The 19,936-nt window shown below is 43.1% G+C and carries 18 protein-coding genes; 13 read left to right on the top strand and 5 right to left on the bottom strand.

What is annotated here, in order from left to right; translation table 11 throughout:
- Positions 1-17: 17 nt before the first annotated feature.
- From ACFWMP_RS21830 to ACFWMP_RS21865, 8 genes are all read left to right on the top strand, one after another.
- Positions 18-1,268, top strand: coding sequence for a glycosyltransferase family 2 protein (locus ACFWMP_RS21830; protein WP_042192761.1), 1,251 nt, complete (start codon positions 18-20; stop codon positions 1,266-1,268).
- 52 nt (positions 1,269-1,320) lie between these two features.
- Positions 1,321-3,417, top strand: a complete 2,097-nt coding sequence (locus ACFWMP_RS21835) for a cellulose biosynthesis cyclic di-GMP-binding regulatory protein BcsB (protein ID WP_339243937.1) — start codon at positions 1,321-1,323, stop codon at positions 3,415-3,417.
- The gene (locus tag ACFWMP_RS21840; RefSeq protein ID WP_042192759.1) at positions 3,407-4,261 is read left to right on the top strand and encodes a diguanylate cyclase domain-containing protein; all 855 of its coding nucleotides are present in this window, start codon (positions 3,407-3,409) and stop codon (positions 4,259-4,261) included. Before ACFWMP_RS21835 ends, ACFWMP_RS21840 begins: the two co-directional genes overlap by 11 nt.
- 207 nt (positions 4,262-4,468) lie before the next feature.
- The gene (locus tag ACFWMP_RS21845) at positions 4,469-4,717 is read left to right on the top strand and encodes a type B 50S ribosomal protein L31 (RefSeq protein WP_042131530.1); all 249 of its coding nucleotides are present in this window, start codon (positions 4,469-4,471) and stop codon (positions 4,715-4,717) included.
- Between the two features lie 132 nt (positions 4,718-4,849).
- On the top strand, positions 4,850-5,371 hold the full coding sequence (locus ACFWMP_RS21850) for a YcxB family protein (protein ID WP_042192757.1): 522 nt from the start codon (positions 4,850-4,852) through the stop codon (positions 5,369-5,371).
- A gap of 92 nt (positions 5,372-5,463) precedes the next feature.
- Positions 5,464-7,038 (top strand): sensor domain-containing diguanylate cyclase, encoded by a 1,575-nt coding sequence (locus ACFWMP_RS21855; RefSeq protein ID WP_379424693.1) that lies wholly within the window; start codon positions 5,464-5,466, stop codon positions 7,036-7,038.
- A gap of 17 nt (positions 7,039-7,055) precedes the next feature.
- Positions 7,056-7,763 carry a DNA alkylation repair protein gene (locus ACFWMP_RS21860; RefSeq protein WP_379424817.1) on the top strand — a complete coding sequence of 236 codons (708 nt, stop codon included), beginning with the start codon at positions 7,056-7,058 and terminating at the stop codon, positions 7,761-7,763.
- A gap of 252 nt (positions 7,764-8,015) precedes the next feature.
- The gene (locus ACFWMP_RS21865) at positions 8,016-10,733 is read left to right on the top strand and encodes a CHASE3 domain-containing protein (RefSeq protein WP_379424694.1); all 2,718 of its coding nucleotides are present in this window, start codon (positions 8,016-8,018) and stop codon (positions 10,731-10,733) included.
- Positions 10,734-10,841: 108 nt separating this feature from the next.
- On the opposite strand, the gene ACFWMP_RS21870 is transcribed toward ACFWMP_RS21865, so the two are convergent.
- On the bottom strand, positions 10,842-11,882 hold the full coding sequence (locus tag ACFWMP_RS21870) for a copper amine oxidase N-terminal domain-containing protein (RefSeq protein ID WP_379424695.1): 1,041 nt from the start codon (positions 11,880-11,882) through the stop codon (positions 10,842-10,844).
- A gap of 158 nt (positions 11,883-12,040) precedes the next feature.
- Here ACFWMP_RS21870 and ACFWMP_RS21875 point away from each other — a divergent pair, with 158 nt between their 5' ends.
- The gene (locus ACFWMP_RS21875; protein ID WP_339243931.1) at positions 12,041-14,608 is read left to right on the top strand and encodes a DUF2339 domain-containing protein; all 2,568 of its coding nucleotides are present in this window, start codon (positions 12,041-12,043) and stop codon (positions 14,606-14,608) included.
- Positions 14,609-14,641: 33 nt separating this feature from the next.
- Positions 14,642-15,355, top strand: a complete 714-nt coding sequence (locus tag ACFWMP_RS21880; protein WP_042192745.1) for an HAD family hydrolase — start codon at positions 14,642-14,644, stop codon at positions 15,353-15,355.
- 86 nt (positions 15,356-15,441) lie between these two features.
- On the opposite strand, the gene gdhA is transcribed toward ACFWMP_RS21880, so the two are convergent.
- A complete protein-coding gene (gene gdhA / locus ACFWMP_RS21885) occupies positions 15,442-16,827 on the bottom strand; it encodes an NADP-specific glutamate dehydrogenase (RefSeq protein WP_339243929.1) in 1,386 nt (461 codons plus the stop codon).
- A gap of 239 nt (positions 16,828-17,066) precedes the next feature.
- Between gdhA and ACFWMP_RS21890 the strand changes: the two genes are divergently transcribed.
- The 3 genes from ACFWMP_RS21890 to ACFWMP_RS21900 all read left to right on the top strand — a co-directional run bounded on the left by ACFWMP_RS21890 (position 17,067) and on the right by ACFWMP_RS21900 (position 18,152).
- On the top strand, positions 17,067-17,345 hold the full coding sequence (locus tag ACFWMP_RS21890; RefSeq protein ID WP_379424696.1) for a hypothetical protein: 279 nt from the start codon (positions 17,067-17,069) through the stop codon (positions 17,343-17,345).
- Positions 17,346-17,602: 257 nt separating this feature from the next.
- Positions 17,603-17,803, top strand: coding sequence for a cold-shock protein (locus ACFWMP_RS21895; RefSeq protein ID WP_019914790.1), 201 nt, complete (start codon positions 17,603-17,605; stop codon positions 17,801-17,803).
- A gap of 118 nt (positions 17,804-17,921) precedes the next feature.
- Positions 17,922-18,152 (top strand): cold-shock protein, encoded by a 231-nt coding sequence (locus ACFWMP_RS21900; RefSeq protein ID WP_042131520.1) that lies wholly within the window; start codon positions 17,922-17,924, stop codon positions 18,150-18,152.
- 104 nt (positions 18,153-18,256) lie between these two features.
- Here ACFWMP_RS21900 and ACFWMP_RS21905 read toward each other — a convergent pair whose 3' ends face one another.
- From ACFWMP_RS21905 to ACFWMP_RS21915, 3 genes are read right to left on the bottom strand one after another with little or no spacing between them, the layout of a single operon-like run.
- Positions 18,257-18,718 carry a VOC family protein gene (locus ACFWMP_RS21905; RefSeq protein WP_339243925.1) on the bottom strand — a complete coding sequence of 154 codons (462 nt, stop codon included), beginning with the start codon at positions 18,716-18,718 and terminating at the stop codon, positions 18,257-18,259.
- Between the two features lie 44 nt (positions 18,719-18,762).
- A complete protein-coding gene (locus ACFWMP_RS21910) occupies positions 18,763-19,230 on the bottom strand; it encodes a VOC family protein (RefSeq protein WP_339243924.1) in 468 nt (155 codons plus the stop codon).
- On the bottom strand, positions 19,227-19,790 hold the full coding sequence (locus ACFWMP_RS21915; protein WP_042192735.1) for an NADPH-dependent FMN reductase: 564 nt from the start codon (positions 19,788-19,790) through the stop codon (positions 19,227-19,229). The genes ACFWMP_RS21910 and ACFWMP_RS21915 overlap by 4 nt, the downstream gene beginning before the upstream one ends.
- Positions 19,791-19,936: the final 146 nt, after the last annotated feature.

Consider the following 19,936-nt stretch of genomic DNA (forward strand, 5'->3'; position numbering starts at 1 on the left):
GTGATTTGGAGGATCCTATGACGATTTCAGACATACTGATGGTAATTGCAGTGATCTGTATCTGGTCTCTATTACTGGTGAATGTGACCCTCATTATCGCAGGCTATTTATATTACATTAAATCTGAAAATGAGGACATACCAGAGATAGAGGGCGAATATCCTTTGGTTTCAATTATGGTTCCTGCTCACAATGAGGGGGTAGTAATCTGTAAGACGGTAGAGTCTCTGCTAGCGCTTGATTATCCGGAAGATCGATATGAGATTATTGTGATTAATGATAATTCCTCTGATAACAGTGCTGAACTGCTGGCCGGTATCCAAAACCGAAATCCGGGGCGGCAGCTGATCGTCATTAATACGGATGCGATTACGGGTGGCAAGGGGAAATCGAATGCGCTGAATATAGGCTTCACCCATTGCAAAGGGCAGTTAATTGCGATTTATGATGCAGACAACACTCCTGAAAAAACGGCTTTACGTTATCTGGTCGCTGAGATCATGAATGACTCTAGCCTAGGCGCAGTAATCGGTAAGTTTAGAACCCGTAACCGTAACGCAAGCCTACTTACCCGGTTTATTAATATTGAGACGTTGTCCTTTCAATGGATGGCGCAAGCGGGACGCTGGAAGCTGTTCAAGTTATGCACCATTCCCGGCACTAATTTTATTATGCGCAGGTCTATCGTAGAAAGTATCGGTGGCTGGGATGTTAAAGCGATAGCCGAAGATACAGAAATCAGCTTCAGAATATATATGATGGGTTATCGGATCAAGTTCCAGCCGAAATCGGTCACATGGGAGCAAGAGCCACAGACTTTAAAAGTCTGGTTCAAGCAGCGAACGCGCTGGGCTAAGGGCAACATTTATGTCATTGTCAAAAATATCCCCCTGCTGTTCGATAAATCCGCCGCAAAAGTCCGATTCGATATTCTTTATTTTCTAGCCATTTACTTCTTATTGCTGATGTCGTTAATCACCTCGGATGTGCTGCTCATCCTGCATGCTTTGGGCTATGTACATACTACCATTGCTGGGCTTAGCAATTTCCTCTGGCTGCTCGCCATCATTCTGTTCGTTGTAGGTACTTTCATAACGTTGACGACAGAGAAGGGCGAGATGAGCTTCTCCAATTTATGGATCGTAATGTTGATGTACGTCTCTTATTGTCAGCTGTGGATGGTTGTCGCCGCCTACGGACTATATCTTTATGTCAAAGACCTCATCTTCAAAAGAGAAGCAAAGTGGTATAAGACTGAACGCTATTAATAAAGAACAAAGAAGTAATGTGAGAAATATGTGATCACAGGAGAAACAGAACATGATGATGAAAAAACAAATGGTTATACTGTTAACCTGCCTCTCTCTTTTTCTAATTCAATTGAATGTTGCAGCCGCCGAGGCTCCGCCTCAGGATACTAGATTAACCTACACAACCTCTTTTACAGGAACAGATACTGCGTTAAAAGGTTCGAGTGCCCAGCAGCAATATTTTGAGGTCATGGATTATTGGAATGTGGATGAGATCAGAATTAACCTGCACTTTCAAATTTCGCAAATTACCAAGGAGCAGATTTCTAGCGTTACCTTAACACTAAATGGCAGCCCATTCTATACATTTAGACCCTCTCTAAAAGATAATGGCGAACAACAGCTGGTCCTTCAGGCACCTAAAGGGTTTCTAAAAAAAGGAACCAATACGCTTGGAATTCAGGGCTATTTGCAGTCGAACTATACAGATGAACAATCTTGTTCTGTCGATTATGATTTTGATAATTGGCTGCATCTGTTTAATACATCCAGTATTGGCGTGATGTATACGCCAAAGCCCTTGACTGGAGGGATTAGTGACTTTAGCGAGCGCTTCTCTGGCGTTGATACCTTAACGAAGAATTATAGTGTTCTGACCGTACCGGATAAAAGCACAGGGGCAGAACTGGAGTCGGCTACTTATGCGCTCTCCGGACTTGTGAAGGGGAATACATTGGACAATAGAACGATTCCAATGCTTCCCTACCGGTCAGATACGGTGAAGAATAAAGCTGCGGTTGTACTGGTAGCTATGTATGACCGAGTACCAACTGGGCTTAAGGCTCAGTTAAGCACCTCTGAAGATTTAAGTACACATGCACTGCTGCAGTTAGTGAATAAGGATACTCAGCCCACACTAGTCGTAACCTCGAAGGATGAGAACTTACTGATTAAAGCAGGCCGTTTTGTTGCGAATGAAGAGTTATTGGGTCAAATCAGCAGTGATTTAAAGGTGGTCGATGATGCTACAGAAGTATCTGCACCCCCCCTTTCGATTAGCTCCAATATTACGCTTACAGAAACGGGTGATAAACTCACTGGGGCACGTCATCAGGAGCAGACATACTTTGTTGCATTGCCCTCTAACCGCTCGATTGCAGATTCAGGCAGAATCAGATTGGATTTCCGTTATGCACAGAATTTAGATTTCGACCGTTCATTAGTGACTGTCAGCATCAACAACACACCCATTGGCAGCAAGAAGCTGACCAAAGAGCTGGCGAATGGCGATAAGCTGGATCTTCCAGTTCCCCAAAGCTTGAATATTTCGGGTAATTTCACGGTAAATGTAGCCTTTGATTTGGAGCTGAAGGGAGCCGAATGTACTTTAGATAAGCAACAAATGCCTTGGGCGTATATCAGCAAAGATTCTGTAATGCGTCTTAATACTAAGGATCGTACGGATCTTTTGTTTAATAACTATCCGTATCCGTTCATACGCGACGGACTTTACAATCAAGTAGCAGTCGTTCTACCACAAGAAATGGATGATTATTCATATTTGAGTTTAGCTAATGTATTTAATCTACTGGGAAAATACGCTAGCGGAAATATAGGCAACATTCAGTTCTACACGGATAACATTAGCGCTGATCATTTGAAGAATAATAATGTTATCGCCATAGGTACGTATAAGAATAATAAGATCATCCGTGATCATAATGATAAGCTCTATTTTCAATATAACGGGAACGGAACAGCGATTCGCTCCAATGAGAAGATGAGTATTGAAGATCATTACGGTGCTCAAATCGGTACACTGCAGCTGATTGAATCGCCATTTGAAGCGGGACGGGGGTTGCTTGCTGTTACGGGAGCCCACTCTGAAGAGTACTATTTGGCGTCGAAGTTGATCGCAACAGAGCGGGATAAATGGAAGGTGTTTGGCGATGGGGTAATCGTTGATAAGGACGGTAATGTCAATGCGCACCGTTTCAAGATCATTACTGGAGCAGCAGAGGATTCCGTGGTTAAAAAAATAGCGGAACGAACGGACGTGCTGAGTTTCATTATCGTAATTGTGCTGGTGCTGACACTGGTGATTCTATCGCTGATCCTGCTGCTTCGTAAACATATGAAGAAACGTGGTGATAAGCGTGAGACGTAATCGCAGCGGTTTAGTTTCGGATATCGCTCTCTTATCGTTCCTGGTGCTTCTTTTTATTTGTATTGTCTTCATTTCAGGGGCACCCGATGATTATATCCAGAATATTATTATTTTAAATGTGGCTTTTATTCTGGCGATTGTTACTTATTTTACAACGGTGACTGCAGGGTTGGTCTTGAACCTGGTGTTTATATTTGCTTATGGCTTCTACACGATGTATCAGACGATATCTTTGGGAGAGACAATTGGACTGAATACTTACTTCTGGCTAATTATGACCCCATTGTTAACAGTGGTACTGTGGATATTTACACTAAGCAATCGTGAGCTGCAGGCTGAGAATCAGCGTTTGGAGAATAAGACTGCCAATATGGCCATCATCGACGAGAACACAGATCTGCGTAACAGTATTTCTTTTCAGAAGGATGCCGCTTTATTTACAGGCATTTCTACTCGATATCAGATTCCACTCACACTGCTTGTAGTGAAAGTGAAATACTGGAATGAGATTAGACGTATTATTCCCGAAGATAAGCTGGCTGAGGCCATTCATGACGTGTCTCAGCTCAGTCAGGCCAGCATTCGTACCAATGATGCACTGTATCTGCTGGACAAAGATGACGCAACATGGGGCCTTCTGCTGTTCACCGACAACGATGGAGCAAAAATCGTGATCGAGCGGATTAAATTGAAGCTTCAAGAGCTTAATGACACTGAATTTGTCAAAAAGTATAAAGTTAGCCTCGGTCTCAAAATAGGTGCTGTAGAATATCAATCCAGCACTATTGAGAACCCGTTAGATTTTATTGTTCAGGCTAAAAAACAACTGGAGTATGATGTATAAGTCAGTTGAACGTAAGGGAATATAAGGAATATCGGATAGTAGTTGACTTTACATGTCGATTTCACGTATGATGGAGTGGTGGTCTAAATCGTAAGATTTACGAATTTTCCTACGTTTATTAGGTTATACTTATAGATAAACCTACAGATCATTTGGTTAATTTACCATAAAGGCTCCACTAATTTGTTCAGAAGGAGGACGATCAGAATGAGAGAAGGCATACATCCAAAGTACAACAAGGTTATTTTCATGGATGCAAGCGTAGGCTTCAAATTCTTGAGTGCATCTACAAAATCATCCAATGAAACAATGGAATGGGAAGATGGTAACACTTATCCTGTTATCCGCGTGGACGCAAGTTCCGCATCCCACCCATTTTACACTGGTAAACAAAGAGATACAGAACAAGGCGGCCGTGTTGACAAGTTCAAACAACGTCTTGCACAAAAGAAATAAGAATCCTTACGGATTAAAAAGGGACAACCCATTTAGAAGCGATCGCTTCAGGGATGTCCCTTTTTTGTGTTCAGACATGTTAGAATGAAATGGAATTGACAAATTTCGATAGTGGCAGGGGAGCGATTAGTAGTGGAAAATGAAATAAAAGTAGATACCGTCCTTAAGAGTGAGGACGTTCAGGAGTTTAACCTATGGTTCAGCTTGAATAGCCGTATTATACTTAGCTCTTTCAGTGTGGTTGCTTATTTTGTGATTTTGCTGTTAATTACTAAGGATTACAGTATTAAAAATATTTCAATCCTTGCTGTGACTGCTGTGATTCTTGCCGCTGTTTTATGGTATATGACCAAATCAAGTTTGACCAAAAAATCTAAAAAAGCCTTCGCAACAGACAGTTTAGCCCAGCAGCCTCAGAGCTATTCCGTATCAGATGAGGGTATAAAGTACGTATCTGAGGCAGGTTCCGGGCAAGTGAAATGGGAAGAGATACATAAAATAGGTGAAACGATGAACCTGTTCGTGTTTTTTGTGTCTTCTAATCGAGCGCTGATTATCCCTAAACGGTACTTTCAGTCTGTACAAGATAAAGATGCATTTAAGGACTTGGCCAGAAAGTATATGTTCTCCCATCGAGTAAAGTTCAAATCGTAAGATGTACAGATGTGCTGGTATTTGTTGATTCATTTGTAGGATTGATTAGGATATAATGATAGGAGCGACTTGAAAAATAGGAGAAATATGGCATGCCGTGGATTCAAGGATATCCGTATTACTTATTAATGGGCAGTGTTCTAAGCTTTTACATGGGCATCAGCTCCTATCGACATCGAAAGTCGGCAGGAAGACGCTATTTATGGATCTTAATGCTGCTGGTCAGCCTCATATTTATTGCGACGGCGGGAGAGATCATGTCATCCTCTTTTCAGGCTAAGCTGTGGTGGAAGAATATGCAGCAGGCTCCGCTTTTTTTAAGTGCGTTATTTACTTATGCTGTCGTTAAAGAATATGTGTCTCCTTCCGCGGAACGCCTACCTGTAAAACTTGCTATTTTCTCGATTCCAATTGCTTTGGACGTACTGCTTATTTTTACGGATACCTATCATCATCTAATGCGTAGTGAAGTGGGCATGGCCACTGTTGCAGGTGTTAGTGGAATTACTGTAAAGCCTACGCTTCTTAGCATGGCTTTTATTGCTTATGATCAGCTATTTGGTCTATATGCGGTCTGCTTGCTAGCTGTTTCCTTAATGAATAGACCGAGAGCTTTTTTGCGACGTGCGTTCTTACTATTTGTCGGGTTACTGGTTCCGGTCGTTTCTGTTTTTTTACTTCCCTTGTTGAAGATCGCGCTTACAGGCTTTACGGCCTTCACTTATCTACCCGCAATTATAGCGGCTTATTTGTGTTTATTCATTGACTCCAAATCTACGATCTATCCTTTAACTAAAATTAAAATCCTGGAGCATATGAAAGACGGCGTAGTTTTGACAGACCGGAATGATAATATTATTGGTATAAATGAGGCTGCAACCTCCATTTTGTTTGAGATTACCGGGATATCGAATGAGACCTGGATGGGGAAAAATATTGATCTTTTTATGAGGCATCACAAGGACATTGGCGCTCATTATAGTCAAAGGACCGAAGGACAGTTTGAGATTGTATGTACTGGAATAAGAGAGGTTTGTTATGGGGTTTCCTTGATAGCGACTGAACATCAGGCAACAGAGAACAAGGGGATGCTAATTGTTTTTAGTGACCATAGTGAAAAGAAGCGGTATGAACGTGAATTGGTCTATCAAGCAACGATAGATGATTTGACGGGACTTTATAATCGCAGGCACTTTATGCAAATGGTGCAAAATCAAACGATTCCGGACGGGCTAGGACTGGCGCTGTTGTTATTTGATATCGATGATTTTAAGTTAATTAATGATACCTATGGTCATTTAGCAGGAGATCAGGCATTAGTTGATTTCTCGAATAAAATACTTCAGGTGTACCAAAACAAAGGCATTGCCGGAAGAGTCGGGGGCGAGGAGTTTGCTGTATGCTTTTTTGCTGAGGATAAACGTGCAGCCTTGATGGAAGCAGAGGATTTTCGCACTACGATGAGTGATTATAAAATAATTTTGAACGAACACGATAGCATTCAGCTTACCGCTAGCATCGGAATTTCTTTTACAGAGCGCAGAGAGGTGACTTTCGAAGATTTGTATCGGGAAGCGGATGAAGCGTTATATCGTTCCAAGAATTCGGGCAAGAATAGAGTAACACTAGGTCGTGAACCCATTTTAAGAGAAGCGATGAAGGGATAAGAGGTGTTCTAATGAATCTGACAATTAATGAAGTGATGAGTAAGCTTGAAGAAATGGGGACAGAGCAAACGAAGCGTACTTTCGTACGACATGGTGCTAAGGAGCCTTTATTCGGAGTAAAGGTAGGCGATTTGAAGAAGCTGGTTAAGAATGTGAAGAAAGACCAAGGTCTAGCTCGCGCTTTGTATCAGACGGGGAATTATGATGCGATGTATTTGGCAGGGCTTACAGTTGACCCCAAGACGCTTACGAAGGAAGTGCTTCAAAGCTGGGTAGTGACAGCTTACTGCTCTGGAATAGCGGAATATACGGTAGCGTCTGTCGCTGCAGAGAGCCCTTACGCACTAGAACTTGCAAGAGAATGGATTTCTTCATCGGATGAAATGGTGGCCACCTGTGGCTGGAGTACTTATGGGAATTACATTTCAGTTACGCCGGATGATCTGCTAGACATCGCTGAGATCAGAAAGCTGCTACAGCAAATACAATCTACCATTCATCAGGAACGGAATCGAGTTCGTTACACGATGAATATGTTTGTAATTATCGCCGCCAGCAGCGTAACCGAACTGCATGATGAGGCAACGCAGATTGCTGCAAGCATTGGAAAGGTTCAGGTACAAATGGGACAAACCGCATGTAAAGTACCGCTGGCAGTAGATTATATTGCCAAGGTTGAGCAGGCAGGAAAGCTTGGTGTGAAGAAGAAGACCTGTATTTGTTAATGGAGACAGTATAACATCGCCTTCAAGTTAGTCACTCTATTTCCCCCTCATATTCTATTGAGGAGTGAGTAAACTTGGAGTTTTTTTATGGTCAAATACACAGGTGTTTCAACGGTGCTCAAAAATGTTTAAGTTACCAGCAGTAAAAATTCACATAGAAAACTTAGTGGAGCAATGAAGAAGGAGCAAAGGGCCATTATTATAAGGAATTAGGTAAGGAGTTAGGCTTAGAAGACAGGACGGAGGCACTTTGTGAAAAAACATCGATTTACTTTGCAGTATAAAATACTATCTATAACAATTTTTATCGTGATCTGTCTATTAGGATTCGTGATGGTTATGCATGATAGAATCAATGCGCTGCAGCGGGAAAGCAGCTTTATTTCCCATCAGGACCGAGAGATAACTAGTTTGGCTAATCAGATCGAGAAGAACATTCTAGATATGGAAACGGGACAACGAGGTTATATTATCACCGGCGATGATAAGTATCTGGAGCCCTATAATTTGGGGAAAACTCAATGGAAGGCGAATTATGATGAGCTCTCCGTGCTTACTGCTAATGATTCCATGCAACTTCAGCGTCTGATGGGCATTGAAAATAATATTCAGCAGTGGATCAAGCAGTCCGGGGATTATGTGATAGAGTTGAAAAAAGAGGGACAGGAAGCTGAAATCTTACGATATTTCCATTCGGATGATGGCAAAGATCAAATGGACCGAATTCGTAGCCAGATCAGTACTTACCGCGAGACGATGAATGAGAATACTAATGATTTGATAGCTGGACAGGCAGATCAGAATAAATTGCTGCTGGAGCTCCTTTATATTGTTTGGGCGATTATTGCTGTTACCTCAGTGATCGCCTCGTGGATCATTTCACATGCCATCGTTAGTACGATTCGTAAGGTTACTCATACGATTACTGGATTAGATTCCGCTGATGATACGAAGAGAAGAGTGGAGATTACCACGAATGATGAAATCAGGGATCTCAGTGTCGCTACGAATCATCTGATAGACACGCAACAAGAGCGAATATGGATTCAGGATCATGCTAATGATTTGCTGTCAAGGTATCAGGGCATCACACGAGTCTCACAACTGGGGGATATCTTTTTAGGTAAAACTGCAGAAGTTATTGATTATCCATATGGTGCCTTATATATACGGATGCAAGATCATGATCGAGACATGTTAAATAGAACTTCTACTTTTGCTGGAAACAGCGACATAACAGATCATGGGACATTCCAAATTGGAGAAGGTTTGGTTGGTCAATGTGCTAAAGAGGCACGTTTGATTCACATACAGGATCTTCCAGATGAGTATATCAACATTCAGTCCGGGCTGGGCGTTTCCGCACCGAAATTCCTTATATTACTTCCAGTTTGTTTTTCGGGTGAGGTAGTTGCTGTGGTGGAAATTGCCTCCTTTTCTCCACTTACTGAGCCGCAGATTAAATTCTTGGAGTCTATTTCAAATGCATTTGGTGCTGCAATTAACAGTACCATCAGCAGTATGAGAATTGATCAACTTTTGGAGCAATCCCAACGCTTAAACGAAGAACTTCAAGTGTATACTGAAGAACTACAAACCCAGTCTGAGGAGCTGCAAATCCAGACAGAGTCGCTACATGCGACGAATAGAAAGCTGGAAGATAAGAATCTCTTAGCTGAACAAAAGTCAATTGAGGCTGAAAAAGCTCGAATAGAGCTTGCTCAATCTGCAGAATTATTGCGGCAAAGCTCGCAGTATAAATCGGAGTTCTTGGCGAATATGTCTCATGAACTCCGAACTCCGCTTAACGGCATATTGTTACTCTCCGAATTTCTCATGGAGAATCAGTCGGGGTCCTTAAGTGAGGAGGATATTGAATTCTCCCAAGCCATTCATTCTTCTGGGCAAGATCTGCTGGCGCTGATTAACGATATTTTGGATTTGTCCAAGGTTGAGGCAGGGAAGCTGAATATTGAAGTTGAAGCGATAAATCTAACGGAGATCCCGGAGGCAATGCTTCAGAGCTTCAGTCACCTGTCACGCAAAAAAGAGATTCCTTTGCATATACAACTGGGGGAGGACTTACCTCCGCTATTTTATTCGGATGCTCAAAGGGTACGGCAAATTATTATAAATCTGCTGTCCAATGCGTTTAAGTTTACAGCTAATGGTTCAGTAACTTTTGAAATACGTTTGGCGACTACAGACGAACTACGGAGTTTGGCACATTTGGGACCAGGGTTATTTATTGCTTTCGCCATCAAAGATACTGGAATTGGGATTCCTTTTGAGAAGCAGGCTATTATTTTCGAAGCTTTTCAACAGGCGAATGGAAATACAGAACGTCAATACGGTGGAACTGGGCTTGGGTTATCCATATCCAGAGAACTGGCAACACTGCTCGGCGGTAGGATTACAGTGGAGAGTCAAGAAGGAATAGGTAGTGTCTTTACGGTGTATTTGCCAATGAAGCTTCAGGACCCTAGCCTTGAAGAAACCGCTGGGATAGCAGATCTTAATCATGAGGAAGAAAGTTCGGTTGCTCTTCCCGCAGCAACCAGTGAGAACATAAGCAGCGACTTCACCTCTTTAAATCATAAGCATGTTCTAATTGTGGATGATGATGAGCGGAATCTGTTCGCGTTATCTAACACGCTAAGGAAGCGTGGACTGCAAGTAACTACAGCTGCGGATGGAGAGAGAGGCATACATGCGCTGGAGCAATCTGCATCCATAGACATCGTTCTTATGGATATTATGATGCCGGTAATGAATGGATTTGAAGCTATCGCTCGAATCAGAGAAATGCCGGCACGGAATAAAATTCCAATTATAGCGCTGACCGCGAAGGCGATGAAGGAAGATAAGGCGAAAATCTTACAAGCGGGTGCAACAGATTATCTTAGTAAGCCAATTAACTTAGAACGTTTATTAGCATTGATGCAATTAATCCTAAATAGTGATTCATAAGGTGATAGATTCTAGAAAAATCAAACAGCGCGCGCCAATGGAGTACTGGCGCGCGCTGTTTAGTTTGTACGAGCTGTCGATTGGACAGCTCTAGGGTCGTTGATAATGTTATTGTTGAACGGAATCTACTACGACTTTAGCAGCTGTGCCGATTGGTGGCAGGCTCTTAGTCAGCATAGGGCTGTAGAATCCTATAACTTTTGCGCCTTTTACAAGTTCGCTGCTGTTTACAGCTTTGCCATCGGTATTAATTAGCACGGTATCTTTGCTAATGCGAAGTACTACTTCTTGTTGTGACTGTTCGTTCAGGCCACTGCCTTTAACGGTGATGCTGATGTTTCCTTCAACGTCTTTTTTAACTTCTTCAATGGTACCTGCAGTACCCAAAAGATCATTTTGTTTCTGCTCATCTAGAACAGTGATCTTGTAAGTTGGAGTTTGCGGTGGCAGGCTCATGGTCATGATCATGGAATGCTCTGCTTTTACGGTCATACCGATATGAAGATCTTTTAGAGCAAGCTTAGTACCGTCTGCCATTTCGATAGTCGTATCTTCACCTACATTCAGTACGATGCCATCTGTGCCTACACCCTGGATCTGAACGGATTGGTATTTGCCCTCATTATTGACAGCTGTAATCACGCCAGTCTTGGTCATATGCTCTTCCTGATTAGCAGCAGTGATCACGATGGAATCTCCCTTCACTGTCATGTTGTGGTGGATGATTTCACTTACAAAGGAAGCTGGAACGTACAAAATGGAGTCAACCAATTGTGGTGCAGTTCCAAGCGTAGTATTCATTTTATTAATGCTATAGCGATCTTCTCCGGCTTTCACTGTAGTGAAGACAGCACCATTGATAAGATCAACGGATTTAGTTTGTCCATTCCAAGTTAATTCAAAGCCAAGTGCTTCAGTAACCGAACGAAGTGGCACCATAGGCTCTTTGCCATTTGTAGTTTGGAAGCCTGTTTCTTTCAGAGCGGAACCGTTGATTTCAATCGCAAATGTTTTTTGGTTAGCGCTAACGGTAGTTTGAGCAGCATCATTTTTGGCAGAAGTTGTTGTTGGTGCGGCATAGGCTGCTCCTGTTGAAAGTGCTAGGGACAAAGTTAAAAGAACTGTACTTGTTTTTAAAATGTTGTTCATAGTTGTGAGCTCCTTTTTAAGTTCATTTGTTAGTGTTGTTATTATCTAGACGGGACATCCCTCAAATATGTTGCAGTTTTTTGCATAAAAAAGAGTAAGAGACCCTTCCGTTTGTAGTAAAATGGAAATATTAACAATCGCTCACATTAGGAGGCGCTATGGAGTCATTCAAAGATCGACTTAGATTCATGAAGGTCCAGCAGGACGGGCTTATTAAGGAATATGAAGCTCTGATCGCGGAATATGAAAGTCACGATCTGGTCAACGAGAATGAACACTTAAAGAAGCAATATGAGAAACATAAGCTTGCTTTAGTGGAGTTAAAGACTCAGGTAGGGAAGCTTCAAGAAGAGAATACAGAGCTAAAAGTTACGCTAACGGAACAAATTTTAGATGAGAAGCTTGGCATTCTTAGTCTGTCGAGACAGAAGCTGCAGACTTATTTTGCCTCTAAAAGCCTTGCCCATACGGACCGGCTGACGGCTTTTGAGATGGACACAAAGCGTCATATTCAGCAGCTGTACCAAACAGCCGCGAGGCAGCTCGGTGAGGATAAAGCGGAGTTATCCAGTCGACTTGGAGCGTTGTCGGCGGAGTTAAATGAGCGTGTACTAGCGCAGCGACAAAGACTGAGGGAATCCGAAATTGCTCTGAACTCCAGAATGGATAACGGATTACATGATTTTGCCTCAGAAGAGATCAGTGAAGAAGTATTGGAACGTCGAAGAAAACAAAATCAGATCGAAATGAAAATTGGACTAGGCTGGATTAACAAGCTTGGGATCTTGTTGCTGATCTTGGCCGTGGGAGCGGCATTCAGATACTCCTATTCCAATTGGTTCACCGGTTATATGAAGGGAGGCGCCTTTTTCCTACTGGGTTTACTGATGTTAGGGGGCGGGGAGTGGCTCTACCGGAAAGGAAAAGGGACGTTCGCTTTAGGGCTACTTGGCGGCGGGATTTCAGTGCTCTACGGCTCTATTTTCTATAGCTATTTTTTACTGGATATTATCAGTATTTATGTAGGGCTGTCCTTATCCGTGCTCGTCACTTTGACTGCGGTGCTCCTGTCTTTAAGGTATGAATCACGAAGTATTTGTGCGTTGGGTTTAATCGGAGGGTACCTGCCGCTATATTCTTATCTTGGGGCTTTCGGGCTTTCAGGCAACGCAGTTTATGTGGCAATGGGCTACTTATTTCTTCTGAATTTATTCATTCTACTAATTTCCTTCCGCAAACGCTGGAACGTGGTCAATTACATCAGCTACTTATTTAATACACCCTCCATGCTGATATTAATAGCGTTATCGGATAGTAACGGAATGAATATGATTTATGCGGTGCTGACTTTTGCGATGTATTTGGGCATTACGTTATGGTACCCGTTCAAGTATCGCTCCAAGTTGTCTTGGTGGGATTTCTCTCTACTGGGATGCAACACGTTTATTAGCTGTCTTACCTTGTATCTTCTATTTCTGGATGCAGGGCTCAAGGATTACAATGGTGCGCTGGCGCTGCTCTTCTGTCTGCTGTATCTAGGGCTTGGACGAGGGCTTGAAAAACTGATGCCACAAGAAAAAGAAAGCATGCTGCTGTTCTACGCTACTTCGCTGACCTTTGGTATTCTGATGATTCCGTTCCAATTTGGAGCGGCTTGGTGGTCCATTGGCTGGTTGGTTGAAGGCGTTGTGCTTACCTTGTTTGGTAATCTGAATCGGTTTAAAGGGATGGAAAGGGCAGGCTGGGGGATTTTAACGCTTTGCCTTGCGGTGTTCTTCGGATTAAATGTACCCATGCAGCTCAGTATAGCCAATGAATGGTTGAATTCCGCAGACGTCTATTTTCCGCTAAAATATGTCTTCATTACTGCAGGCATGCTGATCATTGCCGTATGGTACGCTGTTCAGCATAATCGAAAGGATGTCCTACAGCGCAGTGAGCCTTACGAAATCACCTTAGCCCTGTGGTTTAAATACGCGGCATTATTGAATTTCTGGATCTATGGTTTGTATGAATCGAGAAGACTGTATCGTCTGGCTGTACCGGAGGATTTCTCGCATAGAACCTTCTATAATTTGCTGCTGTCCGCTCTGTTAACTATTATTCTGGCCTATGTATTGCCAAAGGTGAAGGTGCTTTATGACACGATTGTTAAGTATTTTGTGAGACTTCTCTTTGGGATCGGCTACGCTATTTGTTTGGTGATTACAGTAGGCTTGCCAAGCCTGCAGAATGAGCTTGCACGTAATACCGGGGCTGATTATATCGCACTGGGTGTGCTTATTATCTTCAATATTTTCGTGTGGTTTAGTGGACGTGATCTGCTGATCACCTTGCTTAAACGTGAGTATAAAAGTATGGAGATCTATCCTGTTTTCATGGGAGTGTATCTACTCGGAATCATCACCGCTTTTCTAGGGGTACAGCTGCAATTAAGCGATGCGGGATTAATATTTAGTCTTGTGTATCTGTTGATAGCAGTTCTGTTCATCATGTACGGCTTCCGCAAAAGATATGTGTATATCCGACGCTTCGGCCTTGGATTAACGCTTCTGGCGACAGGTAAGCTGCTGCTATACGATTTGGGACTACTGAATACCGGAAGTAAAATTATCGCTTATGCCAGCTTTGGGATTTGCCTGCTGGGGATCTCCTATCTCTATCAAAAGGTGTCAAACAAAATGGAGGAGGGGCAGGCAGCGACGGAGAATGTGACTAAGGGGTAACTTACAATGTGAATCATGGGAAGGAAGACGGGGATGTATCAGACTTATATTTTCGATCTGTACGGTACACTGATTGATATTGAGACAGATGAGGAGCAATCTGAGGTATGGGAAAGGTTAGCTCTCCATTTCGGATATCAGGGACTCTCTATATCAGGTAGTGAACTGCAAGAACGGTTTTTGCGGGAGCGGGATCTTCAACTTGGTGAAGCCGCACGGAGCTGCGAGTATCCGGATTTCGTAATGGAGGAAGTGTTTCGGTCTGTGGTCCGTCAATTAGGTGGAGAACCGGATCAAGCGTGGTTATATGAAACCGTGAGGTGGCTACGGACGTTATCAATGGTCCATATCTCTCTATATGAGGGTGTGACTGAAATTCTACAAACGTTAAGAGAACGTGGCAAAAAAGTATTCTTGCTCTCCAACGGGCAGAAGACATTTATTGAGGCAGAGTTAACTATGCTCGGAATCATACATCTATTTGATGGCATTGCGATCTCTTCGGAAGCAGGGGTGAGCAAGCCTGATCCGCTATTTTATCGCTATTTAGTTGAAAGGTATGGAGCCGATTTGAGCTCAGCCATTATGATTGGAAATGATCCTCGTACGGATATTGAGGGGGCTCTGAAGGCAGGGATTGATTCCTGTTACATTCACACGGCTTCTTCACCGTCCGATATGGTTGTGAAGAGTACGTATTCTATATGGGATGGTGGTTTGCGGCAAATCCCAGGTTGGAACTCATAGTTGAATTAAAAAGTCCCCGTCCCCGGCTTCTTACTCACCGGTTACGGGGACTTCGTATGATCACAACGCCGTTTGTTTATGCTTGATTAGATTACGCCTTCAGCCAACATAGCATCGGCTACTTTCTTGAATCCAGCGATGTTCGCTCCTGCAACGAGGTTGCCGGACTGTCCATACTGCTCGGATGCATCTACAGACTGTTGATAGATGGAAACCATGATCTCATGCAGCTTCGTATCAACTTCTTCAAAGCTCCAGGACATACGCATGCTGTTTTGGGCCATTTCAAGCGCAGATACAGCTACGCCGCCAGCATTAGCAGCTTTGGCAGGTGCGAATAACACGCCAGCTTCTTGGAACTGGTGAATAGCTTCAAGGGTGGATGGCATGTTGGCGCCTTCGCCTACTGCTTTAACACCATTCTCAATCAGTTTCAATGCCATGGCTTCATCAATCTCATTCTGAGTAGCACTCGGAAGGGCGATATCACAAGGAATAGTCCAAATTTGCGTGGAATCTTCGGTATACACAGCGTTAGGGTGTTCATTCACATATTCACTTATCCGTTTTCTTTCGACTTCTTTCAGGCGGCGGACAGTTTCGAGGTTAATGCCGTTTTCGTCATAGATATATCCAGCGGAGTCACTACAAGCTACGACTGTTGCACCTAGCTGTACAGCTTTTTCAATCGCATAGATCGCTACGTTACCAGAACCGGAAACAACAACGCGACTTCCTTCAAAGGAAAGGCCTTTTGCTTTCAGCATCTCGTTTACGAAATAAACTGTACCGTAACCAGTAGCTTCTGTCCGAGCCTGACTACCGCCGTAACCAATACCTTTACCAGTCAATACGCCAGCCGGATATCCTCCGCGGATCCGCTTGTATTGTCCGTACATGTAGCCGATCTCACGACCACCTACACCGATATCTCCTGCAGGAACGTCTTGGTCAGGACCGATGTAATTTTGCAATTCAGTCATGAAGCTTTGTGCAAAACGCATGATTTCGCCTTCGGATTTTCCTTTAGGATCAAAGTCGGATCCGCCTTTACCTCCGCCGATGTGTTGGCCGGTAAGAGCGTTTTTGAAGATTTGCTCGAAGCCGAGGAATTTGATAATACTAGCATTAACGGATGGGTGAAAACGAAGTCCACCTTTGTAAGGTCCAATGGCACTGCTGAACTGTACACGATATCCACGGTTAACTCTGACCTTGCCTTGATCATCTGTCCAAGGAACACGGAACATAATCAAACGTTCTGGCTCAACCAATCTTTCCAGAATGGCATTTTCCTGATACTTAGGTTCAGCAGCCAGGATTGGAAGCAAAGATTCAAGGATTTCCTTTACAGCCTGATGGAATTCGGGCTCGAAAGGATTACGCGCAACAACCTGTGCGTATACGTCTTCGATATAACGATGTGCCTTGTTGCTGTTTGTGTCTAATTGCTGGGAAGATACAGAGCTCATGAATTCAACCGCCTTTTCTAGTATTCAATTTGGTCCAACACTTTTTTTATATTTTGGCACAAGTCAATGTTCCTCACAACTGTTTTTATTAAATAACTTACCTGAAGTGGAATGTTGTAGAGCCCGTGATAGCAAGAAAAGTGTGAACAAACCGCGGTATACTTCGCGTAATGACGCGTTAAAGCGTGAAATATGCTACAATGGAGATGTAATAATTGTAGGGAGATGAAATTTGAAAAATGAGTGACAAATTAAACGAGCAGGAATTAGTAACCGTATTATCTGCCAAAACCAAAGTAGATCCTAAATTAATTCGTTTAGTATTGAAGCATGAACAGACCTTTATCAATAACGCCAGGGCCAATGCCAAAGGCGAGGTAGACATCGATAATGATGATCTGGTTGATTATGTTGTTGGCCAGCGTGATGTGAAGCTGGATGAAATCACAGTGGAGACGATTCTTGATGCGGAGATGGATTACTTAATGGATAAAGGGTTGGCAGGATACATCGATTAACCCGTGCACATTTCCGGCTCTAAAGCCTTTAATATAGAGGATATTGAGCCGGAATGAAAAAAGTAGGCATTTACATTGCATTCAATGATTTAGTGTGGTACAATGAAGTTAATCATAAATTTAACCCTTAATTCACATATTGTAAAAGGTTATCATTTGTGCGTATGAGTCCTTTTCCAATGTGTGAATTTTTATTTGTTCGTACACTACGTAGGAATAAAAGGACATGTGTTAAATAAAATATTGGAGGTAATATCATGCAAACAGGTACAGTTAAATGGTTTAATGCAGACAAAGGATTTGGTTTTATCGAGGTTGAAGGTGGAAGCGACGTATTCGTACACTTCTCCGCAATCACAGGCGACGGATTTAAATCTTTGGACGAAGGCCAACGCGTTGAGTTCAACGTAACTCAAGGCGCTCGTGGACCACAAGCCGAAAACGTTGTAAAACTGTAATTCGAAAATTAGGCTGCCCTTAACACAAGTTGAGGGCAGCTTTTTTATTTTTCATCTTATGAATCTGCCCCTAATAGGGTGGCGAAATCGTCTCGATTCGATCCAAGGAGGGGTACTTATGTATTTTCGTAAAAAAGCACTGGAGGATCTTCCGCAGGAAGACACAGCCATTTGGTCTTGTACCAAGGAAGGTTGCACCGGTTGGATGCGCGATAACTTTGCATTTCAGTACGTACCTACCTGCTGGCAATGTAACTCTCCCATGACGAGAAGTATGAAGATACTGCCAATGCTTGTGAACACGAATTCAGATATGAAGGCTATGAAGAAAGGCATCACGATTAAGTAACAGCCTTTACTAAAACCATGCAAGAGATGGTTAAATAGAAGCAGCTAACATACTCAAACAGCTGGACCCTTGATGGTGGGCAGCTGTTTTTTGTTTGAGTATTTTTATTTATGGTCGAGCAATTTCTCCCACTCGGTTAAGATGATATTCTCTGAGAGATGCTTCAAATGTTCAGGAACCTCTACATGGCACATCAATTCCAGGCTGTTGCCGTCCGGGTCGTTGAAGTACACAGAAGCATTCCCTTGATAAGCTCGAATAAAAGGCTCAACGGAAGTTCGATTACGGAACGGAACAGCCTCTACCCCAATGGATTCCAGCCATTGCAGTGATTGCTTCAGATCCTCATAAGTTACGCGGAAGGCAATATGCCGTAAAGATGGGTGGTATGGCGTTGCTACTTCCTTTCCTTCCCAAATGCCGATCCAACTCCGACCTTCCTCCATCCAGAAGAATGCAGTTTCCTCATCCCGCCAGGCCATTTTTAATCCCAATTTCTCATAAAATTCGATAGATACCTCAAGATTACTTACTGGTAAATGTGCTTCGTATAGTCCTTTTATCATATTCTCGTCTCCTCGTGCAGGCTTAGCCTGAATTTTATCAATAACTACCAATTTCTTTCATGTATTAGTTCCCATTCTTTCCAGGGTACCATTCCTAGCTCAGGTCTGGGTGAATCAGGCAGTATAGATAGGAACTCTAAGGAATGACCATCTGGATCACTGAAATACACGGATACGGCTGGCATCCAGCCAAATACATACAATTGTCCCTTATCATCATCGAGGAAGTTGGAGGCTTCAATCCCCTTGGCCTTCAGGTAGGATACTGACTGCTTCAAATCCTCAAGCGTTACTTGAAAAGCAAAGTGCTGACGCACAACCTCGGAAGGTGCCTTCTCCCAAATCCCCAGCATGGCCTGATTACGATCTTCTCCAATCCAGTAAAATCGCCGCTTGCGACCTTCAGTATTCTCCGAATGTGCTAAGGGTAGTCCCAGAACATGTTCATAGAAATGAGCAGATTGTTCAAGGTTAGTCACGTTCAGATGGGTTTCAAACAGTCCTTTGATCATAGGGCGGCACCTGTCGGGCTATTGATTTTGCGAGCTAAATTTAGGAATGATTCTAAGACTAGGCGAATGCGATCTTCAATTTCTTGACCGCCCTCGTACCCGTCGTATTCAACCTCGAACCGCTTGCGCTGCATCCCGCCGATGGAGATCCAGTCTGGCGTATTAATCCCATGTAGATTGCGTACAACCGCCTGCAATTGAAGCAATGAGCTTACACCTACAGCTCCACCTGCAGAGCTAGCGCACAATACCACTTTGCCGTTGAAGTGCGTCTGGCCTAGATGGTCGAGAGCATTTTTCATCACGCCGCTCATGGAACCGTGGTATTCCGGGGTAATCAGGATGATTGCGTTCGCAGTTAGCATCTCTTGATGGAGGGCGCTTAGATGCTCATGCTCCGCGTAAGACTCATCTGGTGAATAAAAGGGCAGTGGGCGTTTATGGAGATTAAACAGGGTGACTTGTTCGCCTTGCTGATTAATAAAATGTGCGGCATGCTCTGCCAACTTCGTGCTGGTCGCTTCTTTTCGATTGCTGCCTGTCAGGATCATGACTTTCATCTGTATCCACTCCTATAAGGTTGATTGCTATAAACCAATGATAGCTGAATCGACATTTGTTGACGTCAGCACATGGAATGAACCTGCATAATAAAAACGCTCAGCCATTGTGCTGAGCGTCTAAGACTATAGTTGTAGATGGGCTG

Origin of the sequence: Paenibacillus sp. NPDC058367 (assembly GCF_042723305.1) — a bacterium.
Lineage (GTDB): Bacteria > Bacillota > Bacilli > Paenibacillales > Paenibacillaceae > Paenibacillus_AQ.